Origin of the sequence: Streptomyces tuirus, from assembly GCF_014701095.1 — a bacterium.
In the GTDB taxonomy this organism is placed as follows: domain Bacteria; phylum Actinomycetota; class Actinomycetes; order Streptomycetales; family Streptomycetaceae; genus Streptomyces; species Streptomyces tuirus.
Window position 1 is genome coordinate 6,630,573 of sequence record NZ_AP023439.1, and the last position, 26,904, is coordinate 6,657,476.

Here is a 26,904-nt window from a genome sequence, read left to right on the forward strand (position 1 = left end):
ACCTGCGGAAACGATACGCAGGTCAGGGCGGTTCGGAGGGTCAGGAGCCGTGATGCAGCAGCCAGCCGCGCCAGGCCGACTCGGTCATCTCGCGCACCCCGCGCCGGGCCGTCCAGCCGAGCTCCTCGGCCGCCCGGGCGGCCGACGCCACCGCCCGCGGGGCGTCGCCGGGGCGGCGCTCCTCGACGAGCGGGGGCCGGCGGTCGCCCGTCACCTCGCCGATGACCGTGATGAGCTCGCGGACCGAGACGCCCTCGCCGCGGCCGATGTTGACCGTCAGGTCGCCCGTGATGCCGCCGCCGGCCAGTCGCCGGGCCGCCGCCAGATGCGCCTCGGCCAGGTCGGCGACGTGAATGTAGTCACGGACGCAGGTGCCGTCCGGGGTCGGGTAGTCGTCGCCGAAGATCCGGGGCGCCTCGTCGCGCGTCAGCCGGTCGAAGACCATCGGGACGATGTTGAAGACACCGGTGTCCGCGAGCTCCGGCGCGGCGGCGCCCGCCACGTTGAAATAGCGCAGACATACGGTGGAGATCCCGTGCGCCTTGCCCGCCGCCCGCACCAGCCACTCCCCGGCGAGCTTGGTCTCGCCGTAGGGGTTCACCGGGGCGCAGGGCGTGTCCTCCGTGATGAGGTCCACACCCGGGTCGCCGTACACGGCCGCCGACGAGGAGAACACGAAGCGCTCGATGCCGGCCTCGGCGACCGCGTTCAGCAGGGTCACCAGACCGCCGACGTTCTCCCGGTAGTAGCGCGTGGGCTGCGCCACGGACTCGGCGACCTGCTTGCGCGCCGCGAGGTGCACCACACCCGTCACGCCGTGCTCGGCGAAGACCCGCTTCAGCAGCTCCCCGTCCAGTGAGGAACCCCGCACGAGCGGGACTTCTGCCGGGAGCCGCGCGGGCACCCCGGCCGACAGGTCGTCCAGGGCGAGGACGCGCTCCCCGGCCTCGGCCATGGCCCTGGCCACATGTGCTCCGATATAGCCGGCACCGCCGGTGATCAGCCACGTCATGGTCGCCCACCCTATGCGGACACGATGACCGCCTGTGCAATGTCCCCGATGTCCGCATAGGAGGGGCGCGGTTTGTGGGGCGGCCCCCGGATCCACGATGATGATCGCGGCAGGGGCTTGTGCGAACCATGTCGATCCATCCGCCGAACGGGCGGTGAACGTGGCCTTCCCGGCATCCGATAGCCTCTGCCGACATGCCGCCCGGGAGCCACCGGAGAAGGCGCCCCCACCATGCACATCACCGGCACGGACGCGTCGGTACCCAGGGAGTGAATTCGGTTGTCGACCGCCATCCTCACCGGCCAGCCGGTCCCCGGATCGTCGATCGAGGCCGACCTGCGTTCTCTCGGGTTCGACCTCCGGATCGCGGCCGACGCCGCCGAGGCCGAGACCCTCCTCGCCGAGGTGCCAGGCGACGAGCGGGTCGCCCTGGTCGACGCCCGCTTCGTGGGGCACGTGCACGCGCTGCGCCTCGGCCTCACCGACCCCCGCTTCCCGCTCGCCGGGATCCCCGGTGCCGTCACGGCCCAGTCGGCCGGGCGCCAGGCCCTGACCCGGGCGATGGCCCGGGAGAACTCCGCCGGCGGCGGCACCACCCTGGTCGACAGCCTCGCCGACCGCATCCTCACCGCCCTCGACGCCGACGGCACCGGCGTGCACCGCCCCGAGCTGGGCAGCCTGGTCGCCGCCGTCCCCGCCGATCCCCAGGCCCGCAACGAGGCACGGCAGGCGGTGGCGGACGTCGACGACGAGGCCGTCCGCCTGAAGTCGGCCGTGAAGGCCCGCGACGGCTTCTTCACCACCTACTGCATCAGCCCCTACTCCCGCTACATCGCCCGCTGGTGCGCCCGCCGTGGCCTGACCCCCAACCAGGTCACCACGGCCTCCCTGCTCACCGCCCTCATAGCGGCGGCGTGTGCGGCCACCGGCACCCGCGGCGGCTTCGTCGCGGCCGGGGTCCTGCTGATCGCGTCCTTCGTCCTGGACTGCACCGACGGCCAGCTCGCCCGCTACTCCCTGCAGTACTCCACGCTCGGCGCCTGGCTGGACGCCACCTTCGACCGGGCCAAGGAGTACGCCTACTACGCAGGGCTCGCCCTCGGAGCCGCCCGGGGTGGCGACGACGTATGGGCCCTCGCCCTCGGCGCCATGGTCCTGCAGACCTGCCGGCACGTCGTGGACTTCTCCTTCAACGAGGCCAACCACGACGCCACCGCGCTCGGTAAATTGTCGCTGGCCAGCCCCACCGCCGCCCTCTCGGACAAGCTCGACAGCGTCGGCTGGACGGTGTGGGTACGGCGGATGATCGTCCTGCCCATCGGCGAGCGCTGGGCGATGATCGCCGTGCTCACGGCGGTCACAACCCCCCGCATCACCTTCTACGCGCTGCTCGGCGGCTGCGCCTTCGCCGCGACGTACACCACGGCGGGGCGGGTGCTGCGCTCCCTGACGCGGAAGGCCAGGCGGACCGACCGCGCGGCCGGCGCCCTGGCCGACCTCGCCGACAGCGGCCCCCTCGCCCAGGGCCTCGCGGAGGCGCTCAAGAAGCCCGCCCGCGGGCTGCCGGGCTTCGCCGCCCCCGTCATCGCCCTGCTCGGTGGCCTCGCTGTCGTCCTCACCGCGGCGCTGACGGACTTCGGCGGCCCCTGGCCGGTCGTCGCGGCTCTCGGCTACGCCGTGACCTCGGGCCTCGCCGTCGCCCGCCCCCTGAAGGGCGCCCTCGACTGGCTGGTCCCTCCGTTCCTGCGCGCCGCCGAGTACGGCACGGTCCTGGTCCTGGCGGCCAAGGCGGACGTGAACGGAGCCCTTCCCGCGGCCTTCGGGCTGGTGGCCGCGGTCGCCTACCATCACTACGACACCGTCTACCGCATCCGCGGCGACGCCGGAGCACCCCCGGCCTGGCTGGTGCGCTCCATCGGAGGACACGAAGGACGGACGCTGCTCGTCACCGTCCTCGCCGCGCTGCTCACCGCCTCGCAGTTCAAGGTCGCGCTCACGGCACTGGCCGGGGCTGTGGCCCTCGTGGTGCTCGTCGAGAGCATCCGCTTCTGGGTCGGCGCCCACCAGGGCGGCGCACCCGCCGTACACGATGAAGGAGAAACCGCATGATCGGCCTCGTGCTCGCGGCCGGCGCCGGCCGGCGTCTGCGCCCCTACACCGACACCCTGCCCAAGGCACTGGTGCCGGTGGGCCCCGCGGGCATAGAAGGCGAACCCACGGTCCTCGACCTGACCCTCGGCAACTTCGCCGAGATCGGTCTCACCGAGGTCGCGATCATCGTCGGCTACCGCAAGGAGGCCGTGTACGCGCGCAAGGAGGCCCTGGAGCGGAAGTACGGCCTCAAGCTCACCCTCATCGACAACGACAAGGCCGAGGAGTGGAACAACGCCTACTCCCTGTGGTGCGGGCGTGACGCCCTCAAGGACGGGGTGATCCTCGCCAACGGCGACACCGTCCACCCGGTCTCCGTCGAGAAGACGCTGCTCGCCGCCCGCGGCGACGGCAAGAAGATCATCCTCGCCCTCGACACGGTCAAGCAGCTCGCGGACGAGGAGATGAAGGTCGTCGTCGACCCCGAGAAGGGCATGACGAAGATCACCAAGCTGATGGACCCGGCCGAGGCCACCGGCGAGTACATCGGCGTCACGCTGATCGAGGGCGACGCCGCCCCCGAGCTCGCCGACGCCCTCAAGGCCGTCTGGGAGACCGACCCGCAGCAGTTCTACGAGCACGGCTACCAGGAACTGGTCAACCGCGGCTTCCGCATCGACGTGGCGCCCATCGGCGACGTCAAGTGGGTGGAGATCGACAACCACGACGATCTCGCCCGCGGACGGGAGATCGCGTGCCAGTACTGACCCGGCTCATCCCCTCGCCGCTCGTCGTCGACATCCGCCCGGGTGCCCTCGACGACCTGGCCTGTGTCCTCGCCGACGAGCGCATCTCGCACTCCGGCCGTCTCGCCGTCGCCGTCAGCGGCGGCTCGGGCGCCCGGCTGCGCGAGCGCATCTCGCCGAGCATGCCCGGCGCCACCTGGTACGAGGTCGGCGGCGGCACCCTCGACGACGCGGTCCGGCTGGCCGGCGACATAAAGGCCGGCCACTTCGACGCGGTCGTCGGCCTCGGCGGCGGCAAGATCATCGACTGCGCCAAGTTCGCCGCGGCACGCGTCGGCCTGCCCCTGGTCGCCGTGCCCACGAACCTCGCGCACGACGGCCTGTGCTCGCCGGTCGCCACCCTCGACAACGACGCGGGCCGCGGCTCCTACGGCGTGCCGAACCCGATCGCGGTCGTCATCGACCTGGACGTCATCCGCGAGGCCCCGGTGCGCTTCGTGCGCGCGGGCATCGGTGACGCGATCTCCAACATCAACTCGATCGCCGACTGGGAACTGGCCAACCGCGTCAAGGGCGAGAAGATCGACGGACTCGCCTCCGCCATGGCCCGCCAGGCGGGCGAGGCGGTGCTCCGGCACCCGGCGGGAGTCGGCGACAACGGCTTCCTCCAGGTGCTCGCCGAGGCGCTCGTCCTCACCGGCGTCGCGATGTCGATCTCGGGTGACTCGCGGCCGGCCTCGGGGTCGTGCCACGAGATCAACCACGCCTTCGACCTGCTGTACCCCAAACGCGCCGCTTCCCACGGCGAGCAGTGCGGACTCGGCGCGGCCTTCGCGATGTGGTTGCGCGAGGCGCACGAGGAGTCCGCGTACATGGCCGAGGTACTGCGCCGGCACGGCCTGCCCGTGCTGCCGGACGAGATCGGCTTCACGACGGACGAGTTCGTCAAAGCCGTCGAGTTCGCCCCGGAGACCCGCCCCGGCCGCTACACCATCCTCGAACACCTCGACCTGAACACCGAACAGATCAAGGACATCTACGCCGACTATGTCAAGGCCATCGGTAGCTGAACTCCGCCCCGTCGTTCACCCCCCGGGGGTGAAGGACCGGCGCAGCGGTGAGCACTGGATGGGACGCCTCTACATGCGTGAGGTGTCCCTGCGGGTCGACCGTTACCTGGTCAACACCAGGGTCACGCCCAACCAGCTCACGTACCTGATGACCGTCTTCGGTGTGCTCGCGGCCCCGGCACTGCTCGTGCCGGGGATCGCGGGCGCCGTACTGGGCGTGGTGTGCGTCCAGATGTATCTGCTGCTCGACTGCGTCGACGGCGAGATCGCGCGCTGGAAGAAGCAGTACTCCCTCAACGGCGTCTACCTCGACCGGGTCGGCGCCTACCTCACCGACGCCGCGGTGCTCACCGGCTTCGGCCTGCGCGCCGCCGACGTGTGGGGCGGCGGGCGCATCGACTGGCTGTGGGCCTTCCTCGGCACCCTGGCCGCCCTCGGCGCCGTCCTGATCAAGGCGGAGACCGACCTCGTCGGCGTCGCCCGGCACCAGGCCGGCCTGCCCCCCGTCAAGGAGGCCGCCGCCGAGATGCGCTCCTCCGGCATGGCGCTCGCCCGCAAGGCCGCCGCCGCCCTGAACTTCCACCGCCTCATCCTCGGCATCGAGGCGTCCCTGCTGATCCTCGCGCTGGCGATCCTCGACCAGATCCGCGGCGACCTGTTCTTCTCCCGGCTCGGCGTCGCCGTGCTCGCCGGCATCGCGCTGGTGCAGACCCTGCTGCACCTCGTGTCCATCCTCGCCTCGAGCAGGCTGAAGTGAGCGGCATGAAGGTCGGCGCCGTCATCATCACCATGGGCAACCGGCCCGAGGAGCTGCGCGCCCTCCTCGACTCCGTCGCCAAGCAGGACGGCGACCGGGTCGAGGTGGTCGTCGTCGGCAACGGCTCGCCCGTCCCGGACGTCCCCGAGGGCGTGCGCACCATCGAGCTGCCTGAGAACCTCGGCATCCCCGGCGGCCGCAACGTCGGCATCGAGGCCTTCGGCCCCGCGGGCCGGGACGTCGACGTCCTGCTCTTCCTGGACGACGACGGACTGCTCGCGGGCCACGACACCGCCGAACTGTGCCGCAAGGCGTTCGAGGCCGACCCGAAGCTCGGCATCGTGAGTTTCCGCATAGCCGACCCGGAGACCGGCGTCACCCAGCGCCGCCACGTCCCCCGGCTGCGCGCCGCCGACCCGATGCGCTCCTCGCGCGTGACGACCTTCCTCGGCGGCGCCAACGCCGTCCGCACCCGCGTCTTCGCCGACGCCGGCCTCCTCCCGGACGAGTTCTTCTACGCCCACGAGGAGACCGACCTGGCATGGCGGGCCCTCGACGCGGGCTGGATGATCGACTACCGGTCCGACATGGTGCTCTACCACCCGACGACCGCTCCCTCGCGGCACGCGGTCTACCACCGCATGGTCGCCCGCAACCGCGTCTGGCTGGCCCGCCGCAACCTCCCCGCGCCGCTCGTCCCCGTCTACCTCGGCGTGTGGCTGCTGCTCACTCTGCTGCGCCGCCCCTCCCGCAGCGCGCTGCGGGCCTGGTTCGGCGGATTCCGTGAGGGCTGGACCACCTCGTGCGGCCCCCGCCGGCCCATGAAGTGGCGTACGGTGTGGCGGCTGACCCGGCTGGGCCGGCCCCCCGTCATCTGACAAGCTCGTATCCGGGAAAACCCGGGAGCCCCCGGGCCGTACCCTGGCCCCGGCTCATGCCGGACCCGGTACAGGCCGAGCATCTCGAAGACGAAAGTTTCCACTAGTGAGTGAGACAACGCACGACGCCACGGTCGCGATGAGCGCGCCCGCGGCGCCCGACGAGGGCCTCACGGCGAGGGAACTCGCCGCCAAGCACGGGCTCACCGTGAGCGGCGCCCGGCCGACCCTCATCGAGTACGTCCGTCAGCTCTGGGACCGGCGGCACTTCATCCTCGCCTTCTCCCGGGCGAAGCTGACCGCCCAGTACAGCCAGGCCAAGCTCGGCCAGCTGTGGCAGGTGGCCACGCCGCTGCTCAACGCGGCCGTGTACTTCTTCATCTTCGGCCTGCTCCTGGAGGCCGACCGGGGCCTGCCCCGCGAGGTGTACATCCCGTTCCTGGTCACGGGCGTGTTCGTGTTCACCTTCACGCAGAGCTCGGTGATGGCCGGCGTACGCGCGATCTCCGGCAACCTCGGCCTGGTCCGGGCCCTGCACTTCCCCCGCGCCTCGCTGCCGATCTCCTTCGCGCTGCAGCAGCTCCAGCAGCTGCTGTTCTCGATGATCGTGCTGTTCGCCGTCGCGGTCGGCTTCGGCCACTACCCGGATCTGTCCTGGCTGCTGATCGTGCCGGTGCTCGTCCTGCAGTTCTGCTTCAACACCGGCCTCGCGCTGATCATGGCCCGGGCGGGCGCCAAGACCCCCGACCTCGCGCAGCTGATGCCGTTCGTGATGCGGACGTGGATGTACGCGTCCGGGGTGATGTTCTCCATCCCGATCTTCCTGGAGGACAAGCCCCAGTGGATCGCGAACGTCCTGCAGTGGAACCCCGCCGCGATCTACATGGACCTGATGCGCTTCGCCCTCATCGACGAGTACGACTCGAGGTACATGCCCGACCACGTCTGGGCGGCCGCGGGCGGCTGGGCCGTGCTCTTCGCCATCGGCGGCTTCGTGTACTTCTGGAAGGCGGAGGAGAGGTACGGCCGTGGCTGAGCAGCAACAGGACGCACGCATCCCCACCGTCGTCGCGGACGACCTCCACATCGTCTACCGCGTCAACGGCGCCAAGACCGGCAAGGGCAGTGCCACCGCCGCCCTCAGCCGCATCGTCAAGCGTGGCGAGGAGCGGGGCGTACGCAAGGTGCACGCCGTGCGCGGTGTCTCCTTCGTGGCGTACCGCGGTGAGGCCATCGGTCTGATCGGCTCCAACGGCTCCGGCAAATCGACCCTGCTGCGGGCCATCGCCGGCCTGCTCCCCGCCGAGCAGGGCAAGGTCTACACCGACGGCCAGCCTTCGCTGCTCGGTGTCAACGCGGCCCTGATGAACGACCTCACCGGCGAACGGAACGTCATATTGGGCGGCCTCGCCATGGGCATGTCCCGCGAGGAGATCAAGGAGCGCTACCAGGACATCGTCGACTTCTCCGGCATCAACGAGAAGGGCGACTTCATCACCCTGCCCATGCGCACGTACTCCTCCGGCATGGCGGCCCGGCTCCGCTTCTCCATCGCGGCGGCCAAGGACCACGACGTCCTGATGATCGACGAGGCGCTCGCGACGGGCGACCGCAAGTTCCAGAAGCGCTCCGAGGAACGCATCCGGGAGCTGCGCAAGGAAGCCGGCACGGTGTTCCTGGTCAGCCACAACAACAAGTCCATCCGCGACACCTGCGACCGCGTCCTGTGGCTGGAGCGCGGCGAGCTGCGCATGGACGGCCCCACCGACGAGGTGCTCAAGGAGTACGAGAAGTTCACGGGCAAGTAGTCCGGATTCGGCCAGGGCCCCGACGGAACTGCTCCGGCGGGGCCCGGCGTCTGCAAAGGAAACGTCAACTCCGGCCCATCTCAGGAATCTTGGGGCCAATCGGTGTGTTCTCGTGATGTGTCGGAACGCCCCGGCGAACCGTGTCGCGTTGTACAACGTAAGCTGTACCGGTCCCGAAACACGGCAATCAGGGCAATAATGCGCGACACCGCCCGTCGGACCACCGTGCGGACGGCTGGGCGGCGTGTCCGAAATAGTGTGTATTGGGTCGGCAGTGTAGAACGGGAGATGTGACGGCGATGGCTACGGAAACTCCCCAGCTCCACGCAGCACGTGCCGTCCCCGGGCCGGGCAGCCCACGGTGACGGGAACCGGCACGGCGCGCCCCGTCGATGCGGAGCGCGGCACGCTCGACAAGGCCGCCGGCGAGAACTTCCCGGTGGCCCCCTTCTTCCTGCCCCGGGCCTGGCGCACCGACCTCATGGCCGTCTACGGCTTCGCCCGCCTGGTCGACGACATCGGCGACGGCGACCTCGCCCCCGGCGGCGCCGACGCCCGCCTGCTCGGCGTCTCCCCGCGCGCAGCCGACGACCGCCTGGTCCTGCTGGACGCCTTCGAGGCCGACCTGCGCCGCGTCTTCGACGCGACCCCGCGCCATCCCCTGCTGCGCCGCCTCCAGCCGACCGTGCGCCGCTGCTCGCTGACCCCCGAGCCGTTCCTCGGCCTGATCGCCGCCAACCGCCAGGACCAGCTGGTCGGCCGCTACGAGACGTACGACGACCTGCTCGCCTACTGCGAGCTCTCGGCCAACCCCGTCGGCCGCCTGGTCCTCGCCGTCACCGGTACCTCGACGCCCGAGCGGATCCGCCGCTCCGACATGATCTGCACGGCCCTCCAGATCGTCGAGCACCTGCAGGACGTCGCCGAGGACCTCGGCCGCGACCGCGTCTATCTGCCCGCCGCCGACATGAAACGCTTCCACGTCGAGGAAGCGGATCTCGCCACGAACCGCGCCGGAGCGTCCGTCCGTGCGCTGATCGCGTACGAAGCGCAAAGGGCCCGGGATCTGCTGAATGAAGGCGCCCCCCTGGTGGGTAGCGTCCACGGCAGGCTGAAACTGCTGCTCGCGGGCTTCGTGGCGGGGGGAAGGGCGGCTGTCCACGCGATCGCCGCCGCCGAGTACGACGTACTTCCCGGCCCGCCCAAGCCCGGCAAGCTCCGGTTGCTGCGTGAGGTGGGCGTGACTCTGCGAGGAGAGGGGTGATCCGGACCGTGGAGTCGGAACCACACGCGTCCCCACCGGTACTCGCCGCCTACAGCTACTGCGAGGCCGTCACCGGGCGGCAGGCCCGTAACTTCGCCTACGGCATCCGGCTGCTGCCGACGCCGCAGCGCCGCGCGATGTCGGCGCTGTACGCGTTCTCGCGGCGGGTCGACGACATCGGGGACGGCGCGCTCGCCGACGACGTCAAGACGGCCAGGCTGGAGGAGACCCGGGCGCTGCTCACCCGGATCCGCGAGGACGAGGTCGGGGAGGACGACACCGACCCGGTCGCGGTCGCCCTCTCGCACGCGGGCGGGCACTTCCCGATCCCGCTCGTCGGCCTGGACGAGCTCATCGACGGCGTCCTGATGGACGTCCGCGGCGAGACCTATGAGACCTGGGACGACCTGAAGGTCTACTGCCGTTGCGTCGCGGGCGCCATCGGACGTCTCTCGCTCGGCGTGTTCGGCACGGAACCGGGGGCGCGTGGCGTTGATCGCGCGCCGGAGTATGCCGACACGCTCGGGCTCGCACTCCAGCTCACCAACATCCTCAGAGACGTCCGCGAGGACGCCGTGGGCGGGCGGACCTATCTGCCCGCCGACGATCTCGCCAAGTTCGGCTGCTCGGCCGGCTTCAGCGGCCCGCGGCCGCCGGAGGGCTCCGATTTCGCGGGCCTCGTGCACTTCGAAGTGCGGCGGGCCCGCGCCCTGTTCGCCGAGGGCTACCGGCTGCTCCCCATGCTCGACCGGCGCAGCGGCGCCTGTGTCGCCGCCATGGCCGGCATCTACCGCCGCCTCCTCGACCGCATCGAGCGCGACCCGGACGCCGTGCTGCGCGGCCGGGTCTCCCTGCCCGGGCGGGAGAAGGCCTACGTCGCCGTGCGCGGCCTGTCGGGTCTCGACGCCCGGCACGTGACCCGGCGGACCGTCAGGAGGCGTGCGTGAGGGACACAGAGGCCGCCGTCGGCACAAAGCGGCGGGCAACCCTCCGGCGCGGGGCCGCGTCCCTGACGGAGACGGCCGGTCGTGCACCGTTCGAACAGCACGCCTCGGCCCTGGGGGAGGGGGCGCGATGACTCACGGCACCCGGTCCGGGAGGCCGGCCGCACAGGCGGGGCACGCCGTCGTGGTGGGCGGCGGGCTCGCCGGTGTCACCACCGCGCTCGCGCTCGCCGACGCCGGAGTGCGCGTCACCCTGCTGGAGGGCAGGCCGCGGCTCGGCGGTCTGGCCTTCTCCTTCCAGCGCGGCGATCTCACCGTCGACAACGGCCAGCACGTCTACCTGCGTTGCTGCACCGCCTACCGCTGGTTCCTCGACCGCATCGAGGGCGCGGCGCTGGCGCCGCTGCAGGACCGGCTCGACGTACCCGTCCTGGACCTCGCCCGGCCCGAGGGGCGCCGCCTCGGCAGGCTGCGCAGGGACGCCCTGCCCGTGCCGCTGCACCTCGGGCGCAGCCTCGCCTCCTACCCGCACCTCTCGCTCGCCGACCGCGCCAAGGTGGGCCGGGCCGCACTCGCGCTCAAGGGGCTCGACCTCGCCGACCCGGCGCTGGACACCCAGGACTTCGGCAGCTGGCTCGCCGCGCACGGCCAGTCGCCGCGCGCCGTCGAGGCCCTGTGGGACCTGGTCGGGATCGCCACCCTCAACGCGGTCGCCTCCGACGCCTCCCTGGCGCTCGCCGCGATGGTCTTCAAGACCGGTCTGCTGTCCGACCCGGGCGCGGCCGACATCGGCTGGGCCCGGGTCCCGCTGGGCGACCTGCACGACCGGCTGGCCCGCAAGGCACTCGACTCCGCGGGTGTCCGCACCGAACTCCGCACCCGTGTCACCTCCGTCTGCGCGACCGCGGACGGGCAGTGGACCGTCCAGGTCCCCGGCGAGACGCTTCAGGCCGACGCGGTGGTCCTCGCCGTACCGCAGCGCGAGGCGCACGACCTGCTGCCGGCGGGCGCCCTCGACGCGCCCGAGCGGCTCCTGGAGATCGGCACCGCGCCGATCCTCAACGTCCATGTGGTGTACGACCGCAGGGTCCTCAGCCGGCCGTTCTTCGCCGCCCTGGGCAGCCCCGTGCAGTGGGTCTTCGACCGGACCGACGCGTCCGGGCTGCGCGAGGGCCAGTACCTCGCCCTGTCGCAGTCGGTCGCCCAGGACGAGATCGACGCGCCCGTGGCCGTGCTGCGCGAGCGGTACCTGCCCGAGCTGGAGCGGCTGCTGCCCCTGGCCCGCGGCGCCGACGTGAGGGACTTCTTCGTCACCCGGGAGCGCACCGCCACGTTCGCTCCCACCCCCGGCGTCGGGCGCCTCAGGCCCCGCGCCCGCACCCAGGCATCCGGCCTCTACCTGGCCGGATCGTGGACCGCCACCGGGTGGCCCGCGACCATGGAGAGTGCGGTCCGCAGTGGTGTGAGCGCGGCGGACGCCGTGCTGGGCGCCCTGGGCCGGCCCCGTCCGCACGCCCTCTTCGAGTTCGAGGAGGCGGCATGATGCCGGCCCAGGCCGGCGCGGCAGGCGGCCCCCGCACCCCCGGTACCGCAACAAGAGGAGAGACTGTGCCCACTGTGCCCCCGGCCTCGAAGACTGCCGAGGCGGTGGACGTGACCGCGCTGCTGGAGCGCGGCCGGACCCTGGCCACTCCGGTACTGCGGGCGGCCATCGACCGCCTGGCACCTCCCATGGACACTGTTGCCGCCTACCACTTCGGCTGGATCGACGCCCAGGGCAGGCCCGCGGAGGGGGACGGCGGCAAGGCCGTGCGCCCCGCCCTCGCGGTGCTGTCCGCCGAGGTCATGTCGGCCGCCCCCGAGACCGGCATCCCCGGCGCCGTCGCCGTGGAGCTCGTCCACAACTTCTCCCTCCTCCACGACGACCTCATGGACGGCGACGAACAGCGCCGTCACCGCGACACGGTGTGGAAGGTGCACGGCCCCGCCCAGGCCATCCTGGTCGGCGACGCCCTGTTCGCCCTCGCCAACGAGGTGCTCCTCGAACTCGGCACCGTCGAGGCCGGCCGCGCCACCCGCCGCCTGACCACCGCCACCCGCGCCCTGATCGACGGCCAGGCCCAGGACATCTCCTACGAACACCGCGACCGCGTCAGCGTCGAGGAGTGCCTGGAGATGGAGGGCAACAAGACCGGCGCCCTGCTCGCCTGCGCCAGCTCCATCGGCGCGGTCCTCGGCGGCGCCGACGACCACACCGCCGACACCCTCGAGAAGTACGGCTACCACCTGGGTCTCGCCTTCCAGGCCGTCGACGACCTGCTCGGCATCTGGGGCGACCCGGTCTCCACCGGCAAGCAGACCTGGAGCGACCTGCGCCAGCGCAAGAAGTCCCTGCCCGTCGTGGCCGCCCTCGCGGCGGGCGGCCCGGCCTCCGAGCGGCTCGGCGAGATCCTCGCCGCCGACGCCAAGAGCAGCGACTTCCAGAACTTCTCCGAGGAGGAGTTCGCGGCCCGCGCCGCCCTCATCGAGGAGGCCGGCGGTCGCGAGTGGACCGCCGACGAGGCACGCCGTCAGCACACCATCGCCATCGAAGCCCTCGACGCCGTCGACATGCCCGACCGGGTGCGGGAGCAGTTCACGGCGCTCGCGGACTTCGTCGTCGTACGGAAGAGATGATCACTATCGGCCGAATAACCCTCGCGTAGTCGCCGGCCGGTGCCGCGAGTCATCACGGAGCACCGGCCGACGGCGGACCCACAGCAGCTGCACACCTTGCACCACTGCACGAAGGGGAAGCCATGACAGCGACGACCGACGGAAGCACCGGGGCCCTGCCACCCCGCGCCGCCGCGGCCAGCGACACCGACGCGCACACCCCCGGGGCGGCCGGGGTACCGGAAGCCGCCGCACGCGCCGCCCGGCGTGCCACCGATTTCCTGCTCTCCCTCCAGCACGCGGAGGGCTGGTGGAAGGGCGACCTCGAGACCAACGTCACGATGGATGCCGAGGACCTGCTGCTCCGTCAGTTCCTCGGCATCCGCGACGAGAAGACCACGCAGGCCGCCGCCCTCTTCATCCGCGGCGAGCAGGGCGAGGACGGCACCTGGGCCACCTTCTACGGCGGGCCGGGCGAACTGTCCACCACCATCGAGGCGTACGTGGCCCTCCGCCTCGCCGGTGACGCCCCCGACGCCCCGCACATGGCCAGGGCCTCCGCCTGGATCCGCGCGCAGGGCGGCATCGCCGAAGCCCGGGTCTTCACCCGGATCTGGCTGGCCCTGTTCGGCTGGTGGAAGTGGGAGGACCTGCCCGAACTCCCGCCGGAGCTCGTCTTCTTCCCCAAGTGGGTGCCGCTCAACATCTACGACTTCGGCTGCTGGGCGCGGCAGACCATCGTCCCGCTGACGATCGTCTCCGCGAAGCGGCCGGTACGCCCCGCGCCCTTTCCGCTGGACGAGCTGCACACCGACCCGGACCGGCCCAATCCGCCCAAGCCCCTGGCGTCGCCGTTCAGTTGGGACGGGGCGTTCCAGCGGATGGACAAGGGCCTGCACGCCCTGCGGAAGGCCGTCCCGCGCAGACTGCGCGAGGCGGCCATGAACAGCGCCGCCCGCTGGATCATCGAGCGGCAGGAGAACGACGGCTGCTGGGGCGGCATCCAGCCCCCCGCCGTGTACTCCGTCATCGCCCTGCACCTGCTCGGCTACGACCTCGAACACCCCGTGTTGCGCGAGGGGCTGGCGTCCCTGGACCGGTTCGCCGTGTGGCGCGAGGACGGTGCCCGGATGATCGAGGCCTGTCAGTCTCCGGTGTGGGACACCTGCCTGGCCGCGATCGCCCTCGTCGACGCCGGACTGCCCGCCGATCACCCGCAGTTGGTCAAGGCGGCCGACTGGATGCTGGGCGAGGAGATCGTCCGGCCCGGCGACTGGTCCGTGAAGCGGCCCGGAATGCCGCCCGGGGGCTGGGCGTTCGAGTTCCACAACGACAACTACCCCGACATCGACGACACCGCCGAGGTGATCCTCGCGCTGCGCCGGATCGCTCACCCCGACGCGGAGCGGCTGGACCGGGCCGCCGCGCGCGGCATGCGCTGGACGCTCGGCATGCAGTCGAGGAACGGCGCGTGGGCCGCCTTCGACGTCGACAACACCAGCCCCTTCCCGAACCGGCTGCCGTTCTGCGACTTCGGCGAGGTCATCGACCCGCCCTCCGCCGACGTCACCGGGCACGTCGTCGAGATGCTCGCGGTCGAGGGACTCGCCCACGACCCGCGCACCCGCCGCGGCATCGAGTGGCTGCTGGCCGAGCAGGAACCGGACGGCTCGTGGTTCGGACGCTGGGGCGTCAACTACGTCTACGGCACCGGGTCCGTCGTCCCCGCCCTGACCGCCGCCGGCATTCCCGCCGCGCACCCGGCGATCCGGCGGGCGGTCGCCTGGCTGGAGTCGGTCCAGAACGACGACGGCGGCTGGGGCGAGGACCTGCGCTCCTACAAATACGTCAGGGAGTGGAGCGGCCGGGGCGCCTCGACCGCCTCGCAGACGGGATGGGCGCTGATGGCCTTGCTCGCGGCCGGGGAACGGGAGTCCAAGGCCGTCGAACGCGGCATCGAGTGGCTCGCCGCGACCCAGCGGGCGGACGGCTCCTGGGACGAGCCGTACTTCACGGGGACGGGCTTCCCGTGGGACTTCTCGATCAACTACCACCTCTACCGGCAGGTGTTCCCGCTCACCGCGCTCGGCCGCTATCTGCACGGCGAACCCTTCGCCGAGCGGCTCCGGGGGAGCGGCCGGACCGGGGAACACCGCGGCGGCGGGGCCGGCACACCGCTCACCGAGTCCGGGGAACGTCGCGGGGGCAGCGCCGGCACGCCGCTCGCCGAGGCCGAGGGGAGCTGATGAGCACCCAGCCCGCCCCGGTCCCGCTGCTGATCGCCTGCGCGCTCGGCATCGAGCAGTTCGCCCTGCGCGCGGGCGGCCGGGGCGGGGCCGACGGGCCGGTCACGGTGCTGCGGACGGGCATGGGCCCGGCCGCCGCCGAGCGGGCCGTCACCCGCATGCTGGCCGACCCGGCCCTGCGCGACGCGGCCGTCCTGGCCACCGGCTTCTGCGCCGGCCTCGCGCCCGGCATGCACCCCGGCGATCTCGTCGTCGCCGAGGAGACCCGCGACCCGCGCGGCACGACCCCCTGCGTGGGGACCGGGCTGCTGGTCAGGGAACTGGCCCGTGCGCTGCCCGGGCGCACCGTGCACACCGGGCCGCTGACCTGCTCCGACCATGTCGTGCGGGGCCCCGAACGGGCCGCGCTGCGCGCGACCGGCGCGATCGCCGTCGACATGGAGTCCGCCGTCACGCTCCTCAGCGCCGTGCGAGCGGGCGAGCGCCCGGTTGCGGCCGTCCGGGTGGTCGTGGACGCTCCTGAACATGAACTCGTCCGGATCGGCACGGTGCGCGGTGGAATATCGGCTTTCCGTGTTCTTCGTTCCGTCCTTCCCGCTTTCTTCGAATGGCACCGTTCCTTGCTGCTCCCCAGGAGGTGAGCCAGATGGCCATGCCGCTCCGACAGTCCATCAAGGTCGCTACGTACTTGGCTGAACAGAAGATCCGCCGCCGGGACAAGTTTCCGCTGATCGTCGAGCTGGAGCCGCTGTTCGCCTGCAACCTCAAATGCGAGGGATGCGGCAAGATCCAGCATCCGGCCGGGGTGCTCAAGCAGCGGATGCCGGTCGCCCAGGCCGTGGGGGCGGTCATGGAGTCCGGCGCGCCCATGGTGTCCATCGCCGGCGGCGAGCCGCTGATGCACCCGCAGATCGACGAGATCGTCCGTCAGCTGGTGGCCAAGCGGAAGTACGTCTTCCTTTGCACCAACGCCATGCTGCTGCGCAAGAAGATGGACAAGTTCACGCCGTCGCCCTACTTCGCCTTCGCGGTGCACATCGACGGCCTGCGCGAGCGGCACGACGAGTCCGTCGCCAAGGAGGGCGTGTTCGACGAGGCAGTGGAGGCGATCAAGGAGGCCAAGCGGCGCGGCTTCCGGGTCACCACCAACTCGACCTTCTTCAACACCGACACCCCGCAGACCATCATCGAGGTGCTGAACTTCCTCAACGACGACCTCCAGGTCGACGAGATGATGATCTCCCCCGCCTACGCCTACGAGAAGGCCCCCGACCAGGAGCACTTCCTCGGCGTGGAGCAGACCCGAGAGCTGTTCAAGAAGGCCTTCGCCGGCGGCAACCGGCGGCGCTGGCGGCTCAACCACTCCCCGCTCTTCCTGGACTTCCTGGAGGGCAAGGTCGACTTCCCCTGCACGGCGTGGGCGATCCCGAACTACTCGCTCTTCGGCTGGCAGCGCCCCTGCTACCTGATGAGCGACGGGTACGTGCCGACGTACCGGGAGCTGGTCGAGGAAACCGACTGGGACAAGTACGGCCGCGGCAAGGACCCGCGCTGCGCCAACTGCATGGCGCACTGCGGCTATGAGCCCACCGCCGTCCTCGCCACCATGGGATCGCTGAAGGAGTCGCTGCGCGCCATGCGCGAGACGGTCTCCGGGAACCGGGAGTGATGTGATGACCGCTGTCTCGCTGGGCGTCCCCGAGGTGCCGGCCCGGCCGATCGCCGAGCGGCGCGTCTCGCGCCGCATCCAGGTCGGTCCGGTGGCGGTGGGGGGCGGGGCCCCGGTGTCGGTGCAGTCGATGACGACGACCCGCACCTCGGACGTCGGTGCCACGCTGCAGCAGATCGCGGAGCTGACCGCGTCCGGCTGCCAGATCGTCCGGGTCGCCTGCCCGACGCAGGACGACGCGGACGCCCTGGCGACCATCGCCCGCAAGTCGCAGATCCCCGTGATCGCGGACATCCACTTCCAGCCGAAGTACGTGTTCGCGGCCATCGAGGCGGGCTGTGCGGCCGTCCGCGTCAACCCCGGCAACATCAAGCAGTTCGACGACCGGGTCAAGGAGATCGCCCAGGCCGCGAAGGACCACGGCACGCCGATCCGCATCGGTGTCAACGCAGGGTCGCTGGACCGGCGCCTGCTCCAGAAGTACGGCAGGGCCACCCCGGAGGCGCTCGTGGAGAGCGCGCTGTGGGAGGCGTCCCTGTTCGAGGAGCACGGCTTCCGCGACATCAAGATCTCCGTCAAGCACAACGACCCGGTCGTCATGATCGAGGCGTACCGGCAGCTGGCCGAGCAGTGCGACTACCCGCTGCACCTGGGCGTGACGGAGGCCGGGCCCGCCTTCCAGGGCACGATCAAGTCGGCGGTGGCGTTCGGAGCGCTGCTGTCGCGGGGCATCGGCGACACGATCCGGGTGTCGCTCTCGGCGCCGCCCGCCGAGGAGGTCAAGGTCGGCATCCAGATCCTCCAGTCCCTCGGGCTCAAGGAGCGCAGGCTGGAGATCGTGTCGTGCCCGTCCTGCGGGCGCGCCCAGGTCGACGTCTACAAGCTGGCCGAGGAGGTCACGGCCGGGCTCGACGGCATGGAGGTGCCGCTGCGGGTCGCGGTCATGGGGTGTGTGGTCAACGGGCCCGGCGAGGCACGGGAGGCCGATCTGGGGGTCGCCTCCGGCAACGGCAAGGGGCAGATCTTCGTCAAGGGCGAGGTCATCAAGACCGTCCCCGAGTCCAGGATCGTCGAGACGCTGATCGAAGAGGCGATGAAGATCGCCGAGCAGATGGAGCAGGACGGCGTGGGGTCGGGGGAGCCGGCCGTCACCGTGAGCTGAGCAGCACGGAATCCGAAGGGGGCCGAGCGTGACGATTCTGGAGAGCATCCGGGGACCTCGCGACCTGAAGGCGCTGTCCGAGGCGGAACTGGGGGAACTGGCGGAGGAGATCCGGGAGTTCCTGGTGCACGCGGTCGCCAGGACCGGCGGCCATCTGGGACCCAACCTGGGCGTGGTGGAGCTGACCATCGCCCTGCACCGGGTCTTCGAGTCGCCGGCCGACCGCATCCTGTGGGACACCGGCCACCAGAGCTACGTCCACAAACTGCTGACCGGCCGCCAGGACTTCTCCAAGCTGCGCGGCAAGGGCGGCCTGTCCGGCTACCCCTCGCGCGAGGAGTCCGAGCACGACGTCATCGAGAACAGCCACGCCTCGACCGCCCTCGGCTGGGCCGACGGGCTCGCCAAGGCCCGCCAGGTGCAGGGCGGGAAGGGCCATGTCGTCGCGGTCATCGGCGACGGGGCCCTCACCGGGGGCATGGCCTGGGAGGCCCTGAACAACATCGCGGCCGCCAAGAACCGTCCGCTGATCATCGTCGTCAACGACAACGAGCGCTCCTACGCCCCCACCATCGGCGGCCTCGCCAACCACCTCGCCACGCTGCGCACGACCGACGGGTACGAGCGGGTCCTCGCCTGGGGCAAGGACGTCCTCCAGGGCACGCCCCTGGTCGGCAACACCCTCTACGAGGCCCTGCACGGCGCCAAGAAGGGCTTCAAGGACGCGTTCGCCCCGCAGGGCCTCTTCGAGGACCTGGGCCTGAAGTACGTAGGGCCGATCGACGGGCACGACACCGGGGCCGTGGAGTCCGCGCTGCGGCGCGCGAAACGCTTCCACGGGCCGGTGCTCGTGCACTGCCTCACGGAGAAGGGCCGCGGCTACGAGCCCGCCCTCGCCCACGAGGAGGACCACTTCCACACCGTCGGCGTGATGGACCCGCTGACCTGCGCACCCCTCTCCCCGTCGGGCGGCCCCTCCTGGACCTCCGTGTTCGGCGACGAGATCGTCAGGATCGGCGAGGAGCGCGAGGACGTGGTGGCGATCACCGCCGCCATGCTGCATCCGGTCGGCCTGGGCGCCTTCGCCGAGCGGTTCCCGGACCGGGTCTGGGACGTCGGCATCGCCGAGCAGCACGCGGCCGTGTCCGCGGCGGGCCTGGCGACGGGCGGACTGCACCCGGTCGTCGCCGTCTACGCCACCTTCCTCAACCGCGCCTTCGACCAGCTCCTGATGGACGTGGCCCTGCACCGCTGCGGGGTGACCTTCGTCCTGGACCGGGCCGGGGTCACCGGCGTCGACGGGGCCTCCCACAACGGCATGTGGGACATGTCCGTCCTCCAGGTCGTCCCCGGTCTGAGGATCGCCGCGCCGCGCGACGCCGACCAGCTGCGCGCCCAGCTGCGCGAGGCGGTCGCCGTCGACGACGCGCCGACGCTGCTGCGGTTCCCGAAGGAGTCCGTCGGCCCGTCGGTCCCGGCCGTGGACCGGGTGGGCGGACTGGACGTGCTGCACCGTTCCCCCCGGCCGCAGGCCCTGCTGGTGGCCGTCGGTGTGATGGCGCCGGTCTGCCTCCAGGCCGCCGAACTGCTCGAAGCGCGCGGCATCGGCTGCACCGTCGTCGACCCCCGCTGGGTCAAGCCCGTCGACCCGGCGCTCCCGGGCCTCGCCGCCGAGCACCGTCTTGTCGCCGTCGTCGAGGACAACAGCCGTGCGGCCGGGGTCGGTGCGGCCGTGGCGCTGGCCCTGGGCGACGCCGACGTCGACGTGCCGGTACGGCGGTTCGGCATCCCCGAGCAGTTCCTCGCACATGCCAAGCGCGGTGAGGTGCTCGCCGACATCGGCCTGACACCCGTCGAGGTCGCCGGACGGATCGGCGCGAGCCTGGCCGTCAAGGAAGAGCTGTCCAAGGAGCCACTGGAATGACAACCGCCGAGTCCGCGTCGGAGTCGTCGCAGGCCGGGGAGTTCGACCTCGGCAAGCTGCTGGCCGAGCGCGGGGCCGAGCGCTACGAGCTGCACACCCGGTACCTCAACCACCAGCTCCCGCGCATGCTGCACACGATCGGCTTCGACAAGGTCTACGAGCGCGCCGAGGGCGCCTACTTCTACGACGCGGACGGCAACGACTACCTGGACATGCTCGCCGGGTTCGGGGTGATGGGCCTCGGCCGCCATCACCCCGTGATCCGCAAGGCGGTGCACGACGTCCTGGACGCGCAGCTCGCCGATCTCACCCGCTTCGACTGCCAGCCGCTGCCGGGCCTGCTGGCGGAGAAGCTGCTCGCGCACAGTCCGCACCTGGACCGGGTGTTCTTCGGCAACAGCGGCACCGAGGCCGTCGAGGGCGCCCTGAAGTTCGCCCGGTTCGTCACCGGCAGGCCCAGGATCCTCTACTGCGCGCACGCCTTCCACGGCCTGACCACCGGCTCCCTCTCCGTCAACGGCGAGTCCGGCTTCCGTGACGGCTTCGCCCCGCTGCTGCCCGACACGGCCGTCCCCGTCGGCGACCTCGACGCGCTGGAGAGGGAGCTGAGGAAGGGCGACGTCGCCGCGCTGATCGTCGAGTCGATCCAGGGCAAGGGCGTCCTCACGGGCCCGCCCGGCTGGCTGCGGGCCGCCCAGGAGCTGCTCCACCGGCACAAGGCGCTGCTCATCGCCGACGAGGTGCAGACCGGCCTCGGCCGGACCGGCGACTTCTACGCCTACCAGCACGAGGACGGCGTCGAACCCGATCTGGTGTGCGTGGCCAAGGCGCTCTCCGGCGGCTATGTGCCGGTCGGCGCCACGATCGGCAAGGACTGGATCTTCAAGAAGGTCTACTCGTCCATGGACCGCGTCCTCGTCCACTCGGCGAGCTTCGGATCCAACGCGCAGGCCATGGCGGCGGGCCTCGCGGTGCTGTCGGTGATGGAGGACGAGCAGATCATCGCGAATGCCCGGGCCACCGGTGAGCGGCTCAGATCCCGGCTGGCCGCGCTCACGGACCGGTACGAGATGCTCGCCGAGGTCCGGGGCCGGGGCCTGATGATCGGCATCGAGTTCGGACGGCCCAGGTCGCTGAAGCTGCGCAGCCGCTGGGCCATGCTCCAGGCCGCCCGCAAGGGGCTCTTCGCGCAGATGGTCGTCGTGCCGCTGCTCCAGCGGCACCGGATCCTCACCCAGGTCTCCGGCGACCACATGGAGGTGATCAAGCTGATCCCGCCGCTGATCATCGGCGAGCGGGAGGTGGACCGGTTCGTCGACGCCTTCACCGCAGTGATGGACGACGCGCACAATGGCGGGCTGGTGTGGGACTTCGGGAAGACCCTGGTCAAGCAGGCCGTGGCCAACCGCTAGGCGGCTTCGCCTGCGAGGTTTTGCCTGGGAGGCAAGAAACTTGCCGCTGAGGCAAAGTTCCGGCTGAATGGAGGCATGAGCCCCTCCGAGACCGAGCGGCCCTCCGGGGCCGGCTCGCCGGCCGAACCCTCGCCCGGTGCGCTGCCCGCCGTCGCGCCCCAGCTGCGGGCCCTGCGGCGCCAGGCCTCCCTCACCCTGGAGGCAGCGGCCCGCGCCGCCGGGCTGTCGCCCGCCCACCTCTCCCGTCTGGAGACCGGGCAGCGCCAGCCCTCGCTGCCGATGCTGCTCGCGCTCGCCCGTGTCTACGGTACGACGGTCGCCGAGCTGCTCGGTGAGACGGTCGCCGGACGGGACGCCGTCATCCGCGCGGCCGACATGGAACCCACGGCGGCCGGCGGCTGGACCTACTGGCAGGCCGGCGCCCCGGGCCGCGGGATGCAGGCCCTGCGGGTCCACGTCCCGTACGGCTCCCAGGGCGACGTCGTGCGCGTCCACCCCGGCGAGGAGTGGCTGCATGTCCTGCGCGGCCGGCTGTGGCTGCGCCTCGGGGACAGCACGCAACGGCTGGCGGCCGGCGACAGCGCCCACTTCGACTCGCTCACCCCGCACCGGATCGCCGCCGAGGACCACGACGGCGTCGACCTGCTCTTCGTCCACACCCTGCTGCAGAGCCCCACGGCCGCCCTGTGCCTGGGCCCCACCCCTGGAGACGTGTCATGAGCAACATGGAGGAGAAGTTCCCCCGCGCCCTGTGGGTGAGGCTGTTCGTCTACCTCATCGCGGGCCACATCTTCGCCGCGTTCATTTACCTGCTCTTCGCGCTCGGCGCGAAGTAGCCCGCGTCCCGGCGTCTCAGTCGAGGAGCCGCTCGCGCAGCCGCTCCCGGGTCTCCGGAGTGAGCTCCAGCCCCTTCTCCAGGTAGGCGTCGACGCCGCCCCAGGTCTCCTCGATGGTGTCGAACGCCGCCGTCAGGTACTCGGCGCGCGCGTCGAACAGGGGGCTGAGCAGCTCCATGACCTCGGGCGAGTAGGCCGAGGCCGCGGAGCTGCTGCGGTGCACCTTGTAGCGGCGGTGCTTGGCGTTCGACTTCAGGTAGTCCTCGACGATCGCCTCGCGCTCGACGCCCAGCGCCAGCAGCGTCACCGCGACGGACAGACCCGCGCGGTCCTTGCCCGCCGCGCAGTGCATCAGCGCGGGGACGCTGTCCCGCGCCAGCGCGTGCAGCACCCGGGAGTGCTCGTCGGTGCGGTGCTTGATGATCGTGCGGTACGAGGCGATCATGCGGCCCGCGCCCTTGCCGTCCGAGAGGATCGCGCGCAGCTGGTCCAGGTCGCCGTCGCGGACCATCTTCCAGAACTCGGCGCCGTCGGCGGGGTCGCTCAGCGGCAGGTTCACATTGCGCACGCCGGGCAGCTCGACGTCGGGCCCCTCGAGCTTCTGGTCGGCCGCGTTGCGGAAGTCGAAGATCGTGTGCAGGCCCAGAGCCGTCAGGAAGGCGGCGTCCTGACCGGTCGCGTGGGCGAGGTGGCCGCTGCGGAACAGCACCCCCTGCCGCACCCGCCGTCCGTCCACGGTCGGAAGTCCGCCCACATCACGGAAGTTGCGCACTCCGGCCAGCTCGGGCTCGGTCGACGGGACCTGCTGTGTCACGAGGGCTCCTCCCCTTCGGCGCCGCCGCCGCGGCTCGTCGGCGGGCACGTCTCGACGATACGACATGCCTGCCTGGGGCAATGAGTTGTCCACAGGCGTTCCCCGGAGCCCCCACAGCTCCGAAAACGGTCGTACGTGGTGCTCTCCGGGCCGGCCGGCAGCTACGCCGTCCATGTCACCTCGCCTGGCTCCAGGTGCAGCGCTACGGCGAGCCCGTGCCGGCCCTACGGCTGCGCGGCCTCGAACCGGCAGCCTCGTACAAATGACTCGAAACGGGCGAAGTTCACCGAGGGGCCGTGCTGCTGCATCACGGTCTTCACCTCGGCCTGCACGGGGATCTGGACGCCGCGGTCGCCCGGCTTAAGCGGAAGTAGTCGTTCTGTCCGAATAGGGAGCTTCGGCCGCTAAGGCGTAACGTGCCCCGATCGTAAGGGAGATGAGGTCGGGGTGCGTGACCATCGTCATATCCGTGACGATGTGTTGTTGCCATGTTCACGTAATTCGCGCGTTATTCAGGCCCATTGAGGAATGCGGGAGATCGGTAATCCACGCTCGGTGACGGCACTTGTGCCGACGCGTCAGGGAAAACACCGTTCCCGCGCAACCGCAAGCTTGTCCTATTGCGTCTCGGTCGCTTACGTTCCACACCAATCCGGACGGACGCCTAATCCTGCCGCCGCCCGGAGTCCGCACACACTGACCCGACGTACGGCAGGAGCGGGGGACCCACAGGTAAGACGCCTGTTCCGGTTCCCGGAACGGCTTGGGGTTAAGTCGCGCCACGGCGCGGCCGGGCATCTCCAGCTCGCACCCGACAGCTCACCTCGCAGGCGACGGAGAGGAATTCGCCATGCCCGCGAAGGGTAAGCACCGCCGCCCCAAGACTCAGCGTTTCACCCGCTCCATCGCCGTCGCCGGAACCGGCGGGGCCGCTCTCGCCCTGCCGCTCATGGGGGCCGCCGGCGCCCACGCCGCCACCCCGCAGTCGGCTCCGGAAAAGGCCGTCCAGTCCGCCCCGGCAGCCGAGAAGAAGGCCGCCGAAAAGGCCAACGGCCCCCGCACGTACACCGTGAAGGCCGGCGACTACCTCGCGAAGATCGCCGACGACCAGAACGTCAGCGGCGGCTGGAAGAAGCTCTACTCGGACAACCGTGACGCCGTCGGCTCCGACCCGTCGCTGATCCACCCGGGCCTGAAGCTGTCGATCGGCAAGAAGGCCGCGAGCGCTCCGAAGGCCTCGGCCCCGTCCGCTCCGAAGGCCTCGGCCCAGAAGCCGTCCGCCGAGTCGGCCCCGAAGGCCGAGACCGCCGCCAAGCCGGCCGCCGCCAAGCCCGCCGCCGAGAGCAACTCCAGCGGCTACGCCCTCCCGGTGGACGGTGCCACCGTCAGCACCCCGTACCGCATGTCCGGCAGCATGTGGTCCAGCGGCTACCACACCGGTGTCGACTTCGTCGTCCCGACCGGCACCTCCCTCAAGGCCGTCGGCGCGGGCGAGGTCGTCTCCGCCGGCTGGGGCGGCGCGTACGGCAACCAGGTCGTCATCAAGCTGAACGACGGCCACTACGCCCAGTACGCCCACCTGTCCCAGCTCTCCGTCTCGGCCGGCCAGACCGTGACGGCCGGGCAGCAGGTCGGCCTGTCGGGCGCGACCGGCAACGTGACCGGACCGCACCTGCACTTCGAGATCCGCACCACGCCGGACTACGGCTCCGACGTCGACCCGGTCGCCTTCCTGCGCTCGCACGGCGTCTCCGTCGGCTGACCGACCGCACGACCACCTGCCTGACACGCCTCCGAAGGCCGGACCCCGATCCCCGGGTCCGGCCTTCGGTGTGTGCGGACGAGCGGTGTATTCCGAGGTTGGCGAACACTTTAGGCGTGGCTTATCTCACCGACCGTCAACCCTTGCCTACGGTCGCGTAGGTCACATTCGAAGGTGAATCATGAGTTGCTGTGGCAGACGATTCGAAGAGTGACAGCAGAGCAGTGATCGGGTCGTACGTGTCGGTGGGGGACAGCTTCACCGAGGGCGTCGGCGACCCCGGCCCCGACGGGGCGTTCGTCGGCTGGGCCGACCGGTTCGCCGTCCTGCTCGCCGACCGCAGGCCCGAGGGCGACTTCCAGTACACCAATCTCGCCGTACGCGGAAAGCTCCTCGACCAGATCGTGGCGGACCAGGTGCCGCGGGCCGTCGACATGGCCCCGGACCTCGTCTCGTTCTGCGCCGGGGGCAACGACATCATCCGGCCCGGCACCGACCCGGACGAGGTGGCCGAGCGCTTCGAACGGGCGCTGGCCCGGCTCACCGCCGTATCCGGCACGGTCATGGTGACGACCGGTTTCGACACCCGTGGCGTGCCCGTGCTCAAGCACCTGCGCGGCAAGATCGCCACGTACAACGGACACGTCCGGGCCATCGCCGACCGGTACGGCTGCCCGGTCCTGGACCTGTGGTCCCTGCGCAGCGTGCAGGACCGCAGGGCCTGGGACGCCGACCGGCTGCACCTGTCTCCCGAGGGGCACACGCGCGTGGCGCTCCGCGCGGGCCAGGTGCTCGGCCTCGACGTGCCGGCCGACCCCGAGCAGCCGTGGCCCCCGCTGCCCCCGCGCGGCGCTTTCGACATGCGGCGCGACAACGTCGCGTGGGCGCGGGAGTTCCTGGTGCCGTGGATCGGGCGCCGGCTGCGCGGGGAGTCGTCCGGTGACCATGTGACGGCCAAGGGGGCGCTGTCGCCGGACGACATCAGGATGCGGATCGCGTCGGTGGCGTGAGAGCGGCTCCGGCGCGTGCGGGCCGTACCGGGTGGGACCCCGGTACGGCCCGCACGCGTCGTGGCCCTGGCTTACGGGGCGAGCCGGGCGTGCCGGGCGGGCTGGGGATGCCGGACGTGCTGCCGGGCGGGCCAGGGATGCCGGACGTGCTGCCGGGCGGGCTGGGGATGCCGATGCCGGCTCTCGCGGGGTCGCCGTCCCTGCGCGACACCGTCAGGGCGCCGGCCGCTCCCACGGCAGGCCCAACTCGCGGGACAGTGCCTCCTCCACCCACTCCTGGGCCCGGGCTCGCGGCACCGCCCCGGCGTAGGACGTCAGCTGCACGGCGAGACCGTCGAGGAGGGCGGTGAGCCGGAAGGCCGTGCCGGCCGGGTCCTGACAGCGGAACTCGCCGGCCGCCACGCCCTCCGCGATGACCTCGGCGAGCGCCGCCTTCCACTGCCGGTCGAGGTCCTGGGCGACCTCCCGCAGCGCGGGGTCGCGCAGCGCCGCCGCCCAGCCCTCGATCCACAGCCGCCAGCCCTTGGCCGTCCCGGTGGGGGCGTACCACCGCACGGCCGACCGCAGCCGGCGCAGCGCCGGTGAACGACGGCCGAGCAGCTTGCGCAGATGCGCCAGGTCGCCCTCCGCGGCGTGCCGGAACGCGGCGGCCACCAACTGCTCCTTCGTGGAGAAGTGATAGAGGACCAGCGCGTTGCTGACGCCGAGCGCCGAGGCCACGTCGGCGATCCGGACCGCCGCCACACCCCTCGCCTCGATCTGCTCGATGGCGGCCCGCAGCAGATCCCCGCGCCGCTGGGCCACACTCAACCGGACTCTCGTCACGCCGTCACCCTACCCACGC

General features: G+C 71.5%; 25 protein-coding genes, 1 pseudogene and 1 riboswitch. Of the genes and pseudogenes, 23 read left to right on the top strand and 3 right to left on the bottom strand.

Going from position 1 to position 26,904, the window contains the following annotated elements; all coding sequences use genetic code 11:
* Positions 1-40: 40 nt before the first annotated feature.
* A complete protein-coding gene (galE, locus tag IGS69_RS30120; RefSeq protein ID WP_190903615.1) occupies positions 41-1,012 on the bottom strand; it encodes a UDP-glucose 4-epimerase GalE in 972 nt (323 codons plus the stop codon).
* Between the two features lie 279 nt (positions 1,013-1,291).
* On the opposite strand from galE, the gene IGS69_RS30125 reads away from it, so the two are divergent.
* The 20 genes from IGS69_RS30125 to IGS69_RS30215 all read left to right on the top strand — a co-directional run bounded on the left by IGS69_RS30125 (position 1,292) and on the right by IGS69_RS30215 (position 22,474).
* Positions 1,292-3,121 (top strand): DUF5941 domain-containing protein, encoded by a 1,830-nt coding sequence (locus IGS69_RS30125; RefSeq protein WP_190903616.1) that lies wholly within the window; start codon positions 1,292-1,294, stop codon positions 3,119-3,121.
* Entirely contained in the window at positions 3,118-3,870 is a 753-nt protein-coding gene (locus IGS69_RS30130) for a phosphocholine cytidylyltransferase family protein (RefSeq protein WP_190903617.1), read from the top strand. The genes IGS69_RS30125 and IGS69_RS30130 overlap by 4 nt, the downstream gene beginning before the upstream one ends.
* A complete protein-coding gene (locus IGS69_RS30135) occupies positions 3,858-4,919 on the top strand; it encodes an iron-containing alcohol dehydrogenase family protein (RefSeq protein WP_190903618.1) in 1,062 nt (353 codons plus the stop codon). Before IGS69_RS30130 ends, IGS69_RS30135 begins: the two co-directional genes overlap by 13 nt.
* Positions 4,897-5,676, top strand: a complete 780-nt coding sequence (locus IGS69_RS30140; RefSeq protein WP_190903619.1) for a CDP-alcohol phosphatidyltransferase family protein — start codon at positions 4,897-4,899, stop codon at positions 5,674-5,676. The genes IGS69_RS30135 and IGS69_RS30140 overlap by 23 nt, the downstream gene beginning before the upstream one ends.
* Positions 5,677-5,681: 5 nt before the next feature.
* Positions 5,682-6,554, top strand: a complete 873-nt coding sequence (locus IGS69_RS30145) for a glycosyltransferase family 2 protein (protein ID WP_190904704.1) — start codon at positions 5,682-5,684, stop codon at positions 6,552-6,554.
* A gap of 106 nt (positions 6,555-6,660) precedes the next feature.
* Positions 6,661-7,590 (top strand): ABC transporter permease, encoded by a 930-nt coding sequence (locus tag IGS69_RS30150; protein WP_190903620.1) that lies wholly within the window; start codon positions 6,661-6,663, stop codon positions 7,588-7,590.
* Positions 7,583-8,362 (top strand): ABC transporter ATP-binding protein, encoded by a 780-nt coding sequence (locus IGS69_RS30155; protein ID WP_190903621.1) that lies wholly within the window; start codon positions 7,583-7,585, stop codon positions 8,360-8,362. Before IGS69_RS30150 ends, IGS69_RS30155 begins: the two co-directional genes overlap by 8 nt.
* A 361-nt stretch (positions 8,363-8,723) precedes the next feature.
* Complete coding sequence (gene hpnC / locus IGS69_RS30160) at positions 8,724-9,626, top strand: squalene synthase HpnC (protein ID WP_190903622.1); 903 nt, start codon at positions 8,724-8,726, stop codon at positions 9,624-9,626.
* Positions 9,623-10,573, top strand: coding sequence for a presqualene diphosphate synthase HpnD (gene hpnD, locus IGS69_RS30165; RefSeq protein ID WP_190903623.1), 951 nt, complete (start codon positions 9,623-9,625; stop codon positions 10,571-10,573). The genes hpnC and hpnD overlap by 4 nt, the downstream gene beginning before the upstream one ends.
* The gene (locus IGS69_RS35265; protein ID WP_353784410.1) at positions 10,570-10,704 is read left to right on the top strand and encodes a DUF6380 family protein; all 135 of its coding nucleotides are present in this window, start codon (positions 10,570-10,572) and stop codon (positions 10,702-10,704) included. Before hpnD ends, IGS69_RS35265 begins: the two co-directional genes overlap by 4 nt.
* Complete coding sequence (gene hpnE, locus IGS69_RS30170; RefSeq protein ID WP_190903624.1) at positions 10,701-12,113, top strand: hydroxysqualene dehydroxylase HpnE; 1,413 nt, start codon at positions 10,701-10,703, stop codon at positions 12,111-12,113. Before IGS69_RS35265 ends, hpnE begins: the two co-directional genes overlap by 4 nt.
* Positions 12,114-12,178: 65 nt before the next feature.
* On the top strand, positions 12,179-13,246 hold the full coding sequence (locus IGS69_RS30175) for a polyprenyl synthetase family protein (protein WP_190903625.1): 1,068 nt from the start codon (positions 12,179-12,181) through the stop codon (positions 13,244-13,246).
* A 122-nt stretch (positions 13,247-13,368) separates the two neighbouring features.
* Positions 13,369-15,471 carry a squalene--hopene cyclase gene (shc, locus tag IGS69_RS30180; RefSeq protein ID WP_190903626.1) on the top strand — a complete coding sequence of 701 codons (2,103 nt, stop codon included), beginning with the start codon at positions 13,369-13,371 and terminating at the stop codon, positions 15,469-15,471.
* A complete protein-coding gene (locus IGS69_RS30185; protein ID WP_190903627.1) occupies positions 15,471-16,112 on the top strand; it encodes a phosphorylase family protein in 642 nt (213 codons plus the stop codon). Before shc ends, IGS69_RS30185 begins: the two co-directional genes overlap by 1 nt.
* 5 nt (positions 16,113-16,117) lie before the next feature.
* Positions 16,118-17,140 (top strand): adenosyl-hopene transferase HpnH, encoded by a 1,023-nt coding sequence (hpnH, locus tag IGS69_RS30190; RefSeq protein WP_190903628.1) that lies wholly within the window; start codon positions 16,118-16,120, stop codon positions 17,138-17,140.
* Positions 17,141-17,144: 4 nt separating this feature from the next.
* Positions 17,145-18,302 carry a flavodoxin-dependent (E)-4-hydroxy-3-methylbut-2-enyl-diphosphate synthase gene (gene ispG, locus IGS69_RS30195; RefSeq protein WP_190903629.1) on the top strand — a complete coding sequence of 386 codons (1,158 nt, stop codon included), beginning with the start codon at positions 17,145-17,147 and terminating at the stop codon, positions 18,300-18,302.
* Positions 18,303-18,330: 28 nt separating this feature from the next.
* A complete protein-coding gene (gene dxs / locus IGS69_RS30200) occupies positions 18,331-20,226 on the top strand; it encodes a 1-deoxy-D-xylulose-5-phosphate synthase (protein WP_190903630.1) in 1,896 nt (631 codons plus the stop codon).
* A complete protein-coding gene (locus IGS69_RS30205; RefSeq protein ID WP_190903631.1) occupies positions 20,223-21,638 on the top strand; it encodes an aspartate aminotransferase family protein in 1,416 nt (471 codons plus the stop codon). The genes dxs and IGS69_RS30205 overlap by 4 nt, the downstream gene beginning before the upstream one ends.
* A 75-nt stretch (positions 21,639-21,713) precedes the next feature.
* A complete protein-coding gene (locus IGS69_RS30210; protein ID WP_190903632.1) occupies positions 21,714-22,358 on the top strand; it encodes a helix-turn-helix domain-containing protein in 645 nt (214 codons plus the stop codon).
* Positions 22,355-22,474 (top strand): DUF6126 family protein, encoded by a 120-nt coding sequence (locus tag IGS69_RS30215; protein WP_190903633.1) that lies wholly within the window; start codon positions 22,355-22,357, stop codon positions 22,472-22,474. The genes IGS69_RS30210 and IGS69_RS30215 overlap by 4 nt, the downstream gene beginning before the upstream one ends.
* A gap of 16 nt (positions 22,475-22,490) precedes the next feature.
* Here the strand turns inward: IGS69_RS30215 and IGS69_RS30220 are convergent, their stop codons facing one another.
* Positions 22,491-23,288: a tyrosine-protein phosphatase gene (locus IGS69_RS30220; RefSeq protein WP_190903634.1), complete on the bottom strand. Its 798-nt coding sequence runs from the start codon at positions 23,286-23,288 to the stop codon at positions 22,491-22,493.
* A 179-nt stretch (positions 23,289-23,467) separates the two neighbouring features.
* On the opposite strand from IGS69_RS30220, the pseudogene IGS69_RS34840 reads away from it, so the two are divergent.
* From IGS69_RS34840 to IGS69_RS30230, 3 genes and pseudogenes are all read left to right on the top strand, one after another.
* Positions 23,468-23,662, top strand: a pseudogene (locus IGS69_RS34840) (GH36 C-terminal domain-containing protein); the annotation flags it as partial.
* Between the two features lie 310 nt (positions 23,663-23,972).
* Positions 23,973-24,134, top strand: a riboswitch (cyclic di-AMP (ydaO/yuaA leader).
* 4 nt (positions 24,135-24,138) lie between these two features.
* Positions 24,139-25,050 (top strand): M23 family metallopeptidase, encoded by a 912-nt coding sequence (locus IGS69_RS30225; RefSeq protein WP_190903635.1) that lies wholly within the window; start codon positions 24,139-24,141, stop codon positions 25,048-25,050.
* A gap of 224 nt (positions 25,051-25,274) precedes the next feature.
* A complete protein-coding gene (locus IGS69_RS30230; protein ID WP_190904705.1) occupies positions 25,275-26,060 on the top strand; it encodes an SGNH/GDSL hydrolase family protein in 786 nt (261 codons plus the stop codon).
* A gap of 213 nt (positions 26,061-26,273) precedes the next feature.
* On the opposite strand, the gene IGS69_RS30235 is transcribed toward IGS69_RS30230, so the two are convergent.
* On the bottom strand, positions 26,274-26,885 hold the full coding sequence (locus tag IGS69_RS30235) for a TetR/AcrR family transcriptional regulator (RefSeq protein ID WP_269783191.1): 612 nt from the start codon (positions 26,883-26,885) through the stop codon (positions 26,274-26,276).
* Between the last annotated feature and the right edge of the window lie 19 nt (positions 26,886-26,904).

Coding starts and splice junctions, on each gene's coding strand:
- shc (WP_190903626.1), top strand. CDS start 13,369: ATGACAGCGACGACCGACGGAAGCACCGGGGCCCTGCCACCCCGCGCC.
- IGS69_RS30205 (WP_190903631.1), top strand. CDS start 20,223: ATGACAACCGCCGAGTCCGCGTCGGAGTCGTCGCAGGCCGGGGAGTTC.
- ispG (WP_190903629.1), top strand. CDS start 17,145: ATGACCGCTGTCTCGCTGGGCGTCCCCGAGGTGCCGGCCCGGCCGATC.
- hpnH (WP_190903628.1), top strand. CDS start 16,118: ATGGCCATGCCGCTCCGACAGTCCATCAAGGTCGCTACGTACTTGGCT.
- IGS69_RS30185 (WP_190903627.1), top strand. CDS start 15,471: ATGAGCACCCAGCCCGCCCCGGTCCCGCTGCTGATCGCCTGCGCGCTC.
- hpnE (WP_190903624.1), top strand. CDS start 10,701: ATGACTCACGGCACCCGGTCCGGGAGGCCGGCCGCACAGGCGGGGCAC.
- IGS69_RS30225 (WP_190903635.1), top strand. CDS start 24,139: ATGCCCGCGAAGGGTAAGCACCGCCGCCCCAAGACTCAGCGTTTCACC.
- galE (WP_190903615.1), bottom strand. CDS start 1,012: ATGACGTGGCTGATCACCGGCGGTGCCGGCTATATCGGAGCACATGTG.
- IGS69_RS30130 (WP_190903617.1), top strand. CDS start 3,118: ATGATCGGCCTCGTGCTCGCGGCCGGCGCCGGCCGGCGTCTGCGCCCC.
- IGS69_RS30145 (WP_190904704.1), top strand. CDS start 5,682: ATGAAGGTCGGCGCCGTCATCATCACCATGGGCAACCGGCCCGAGGAG.
- IGS69_RS30210 (WP_190903632.1), top strand. CDS start 21,714: ATGAGCCCCTCCGAGACCGAGCGGCCCTCCGGGGCCGGCTCGCCGGCC.
- IGS69_RS30215 (WP_190903633.1), top strand. CDS start 22,355: ATGAGCAACATGGAGGAGAAGTTCCCCCGCGCCCTGTGGGTGAGGCTG.
- IGS69_RS30140 (WP_190903619.1), top strand. CDS start 4,897: ATGTCAAGGCCATCGGTAGCTGAACTCCGCCCCGTCGTTCACCCCCCG.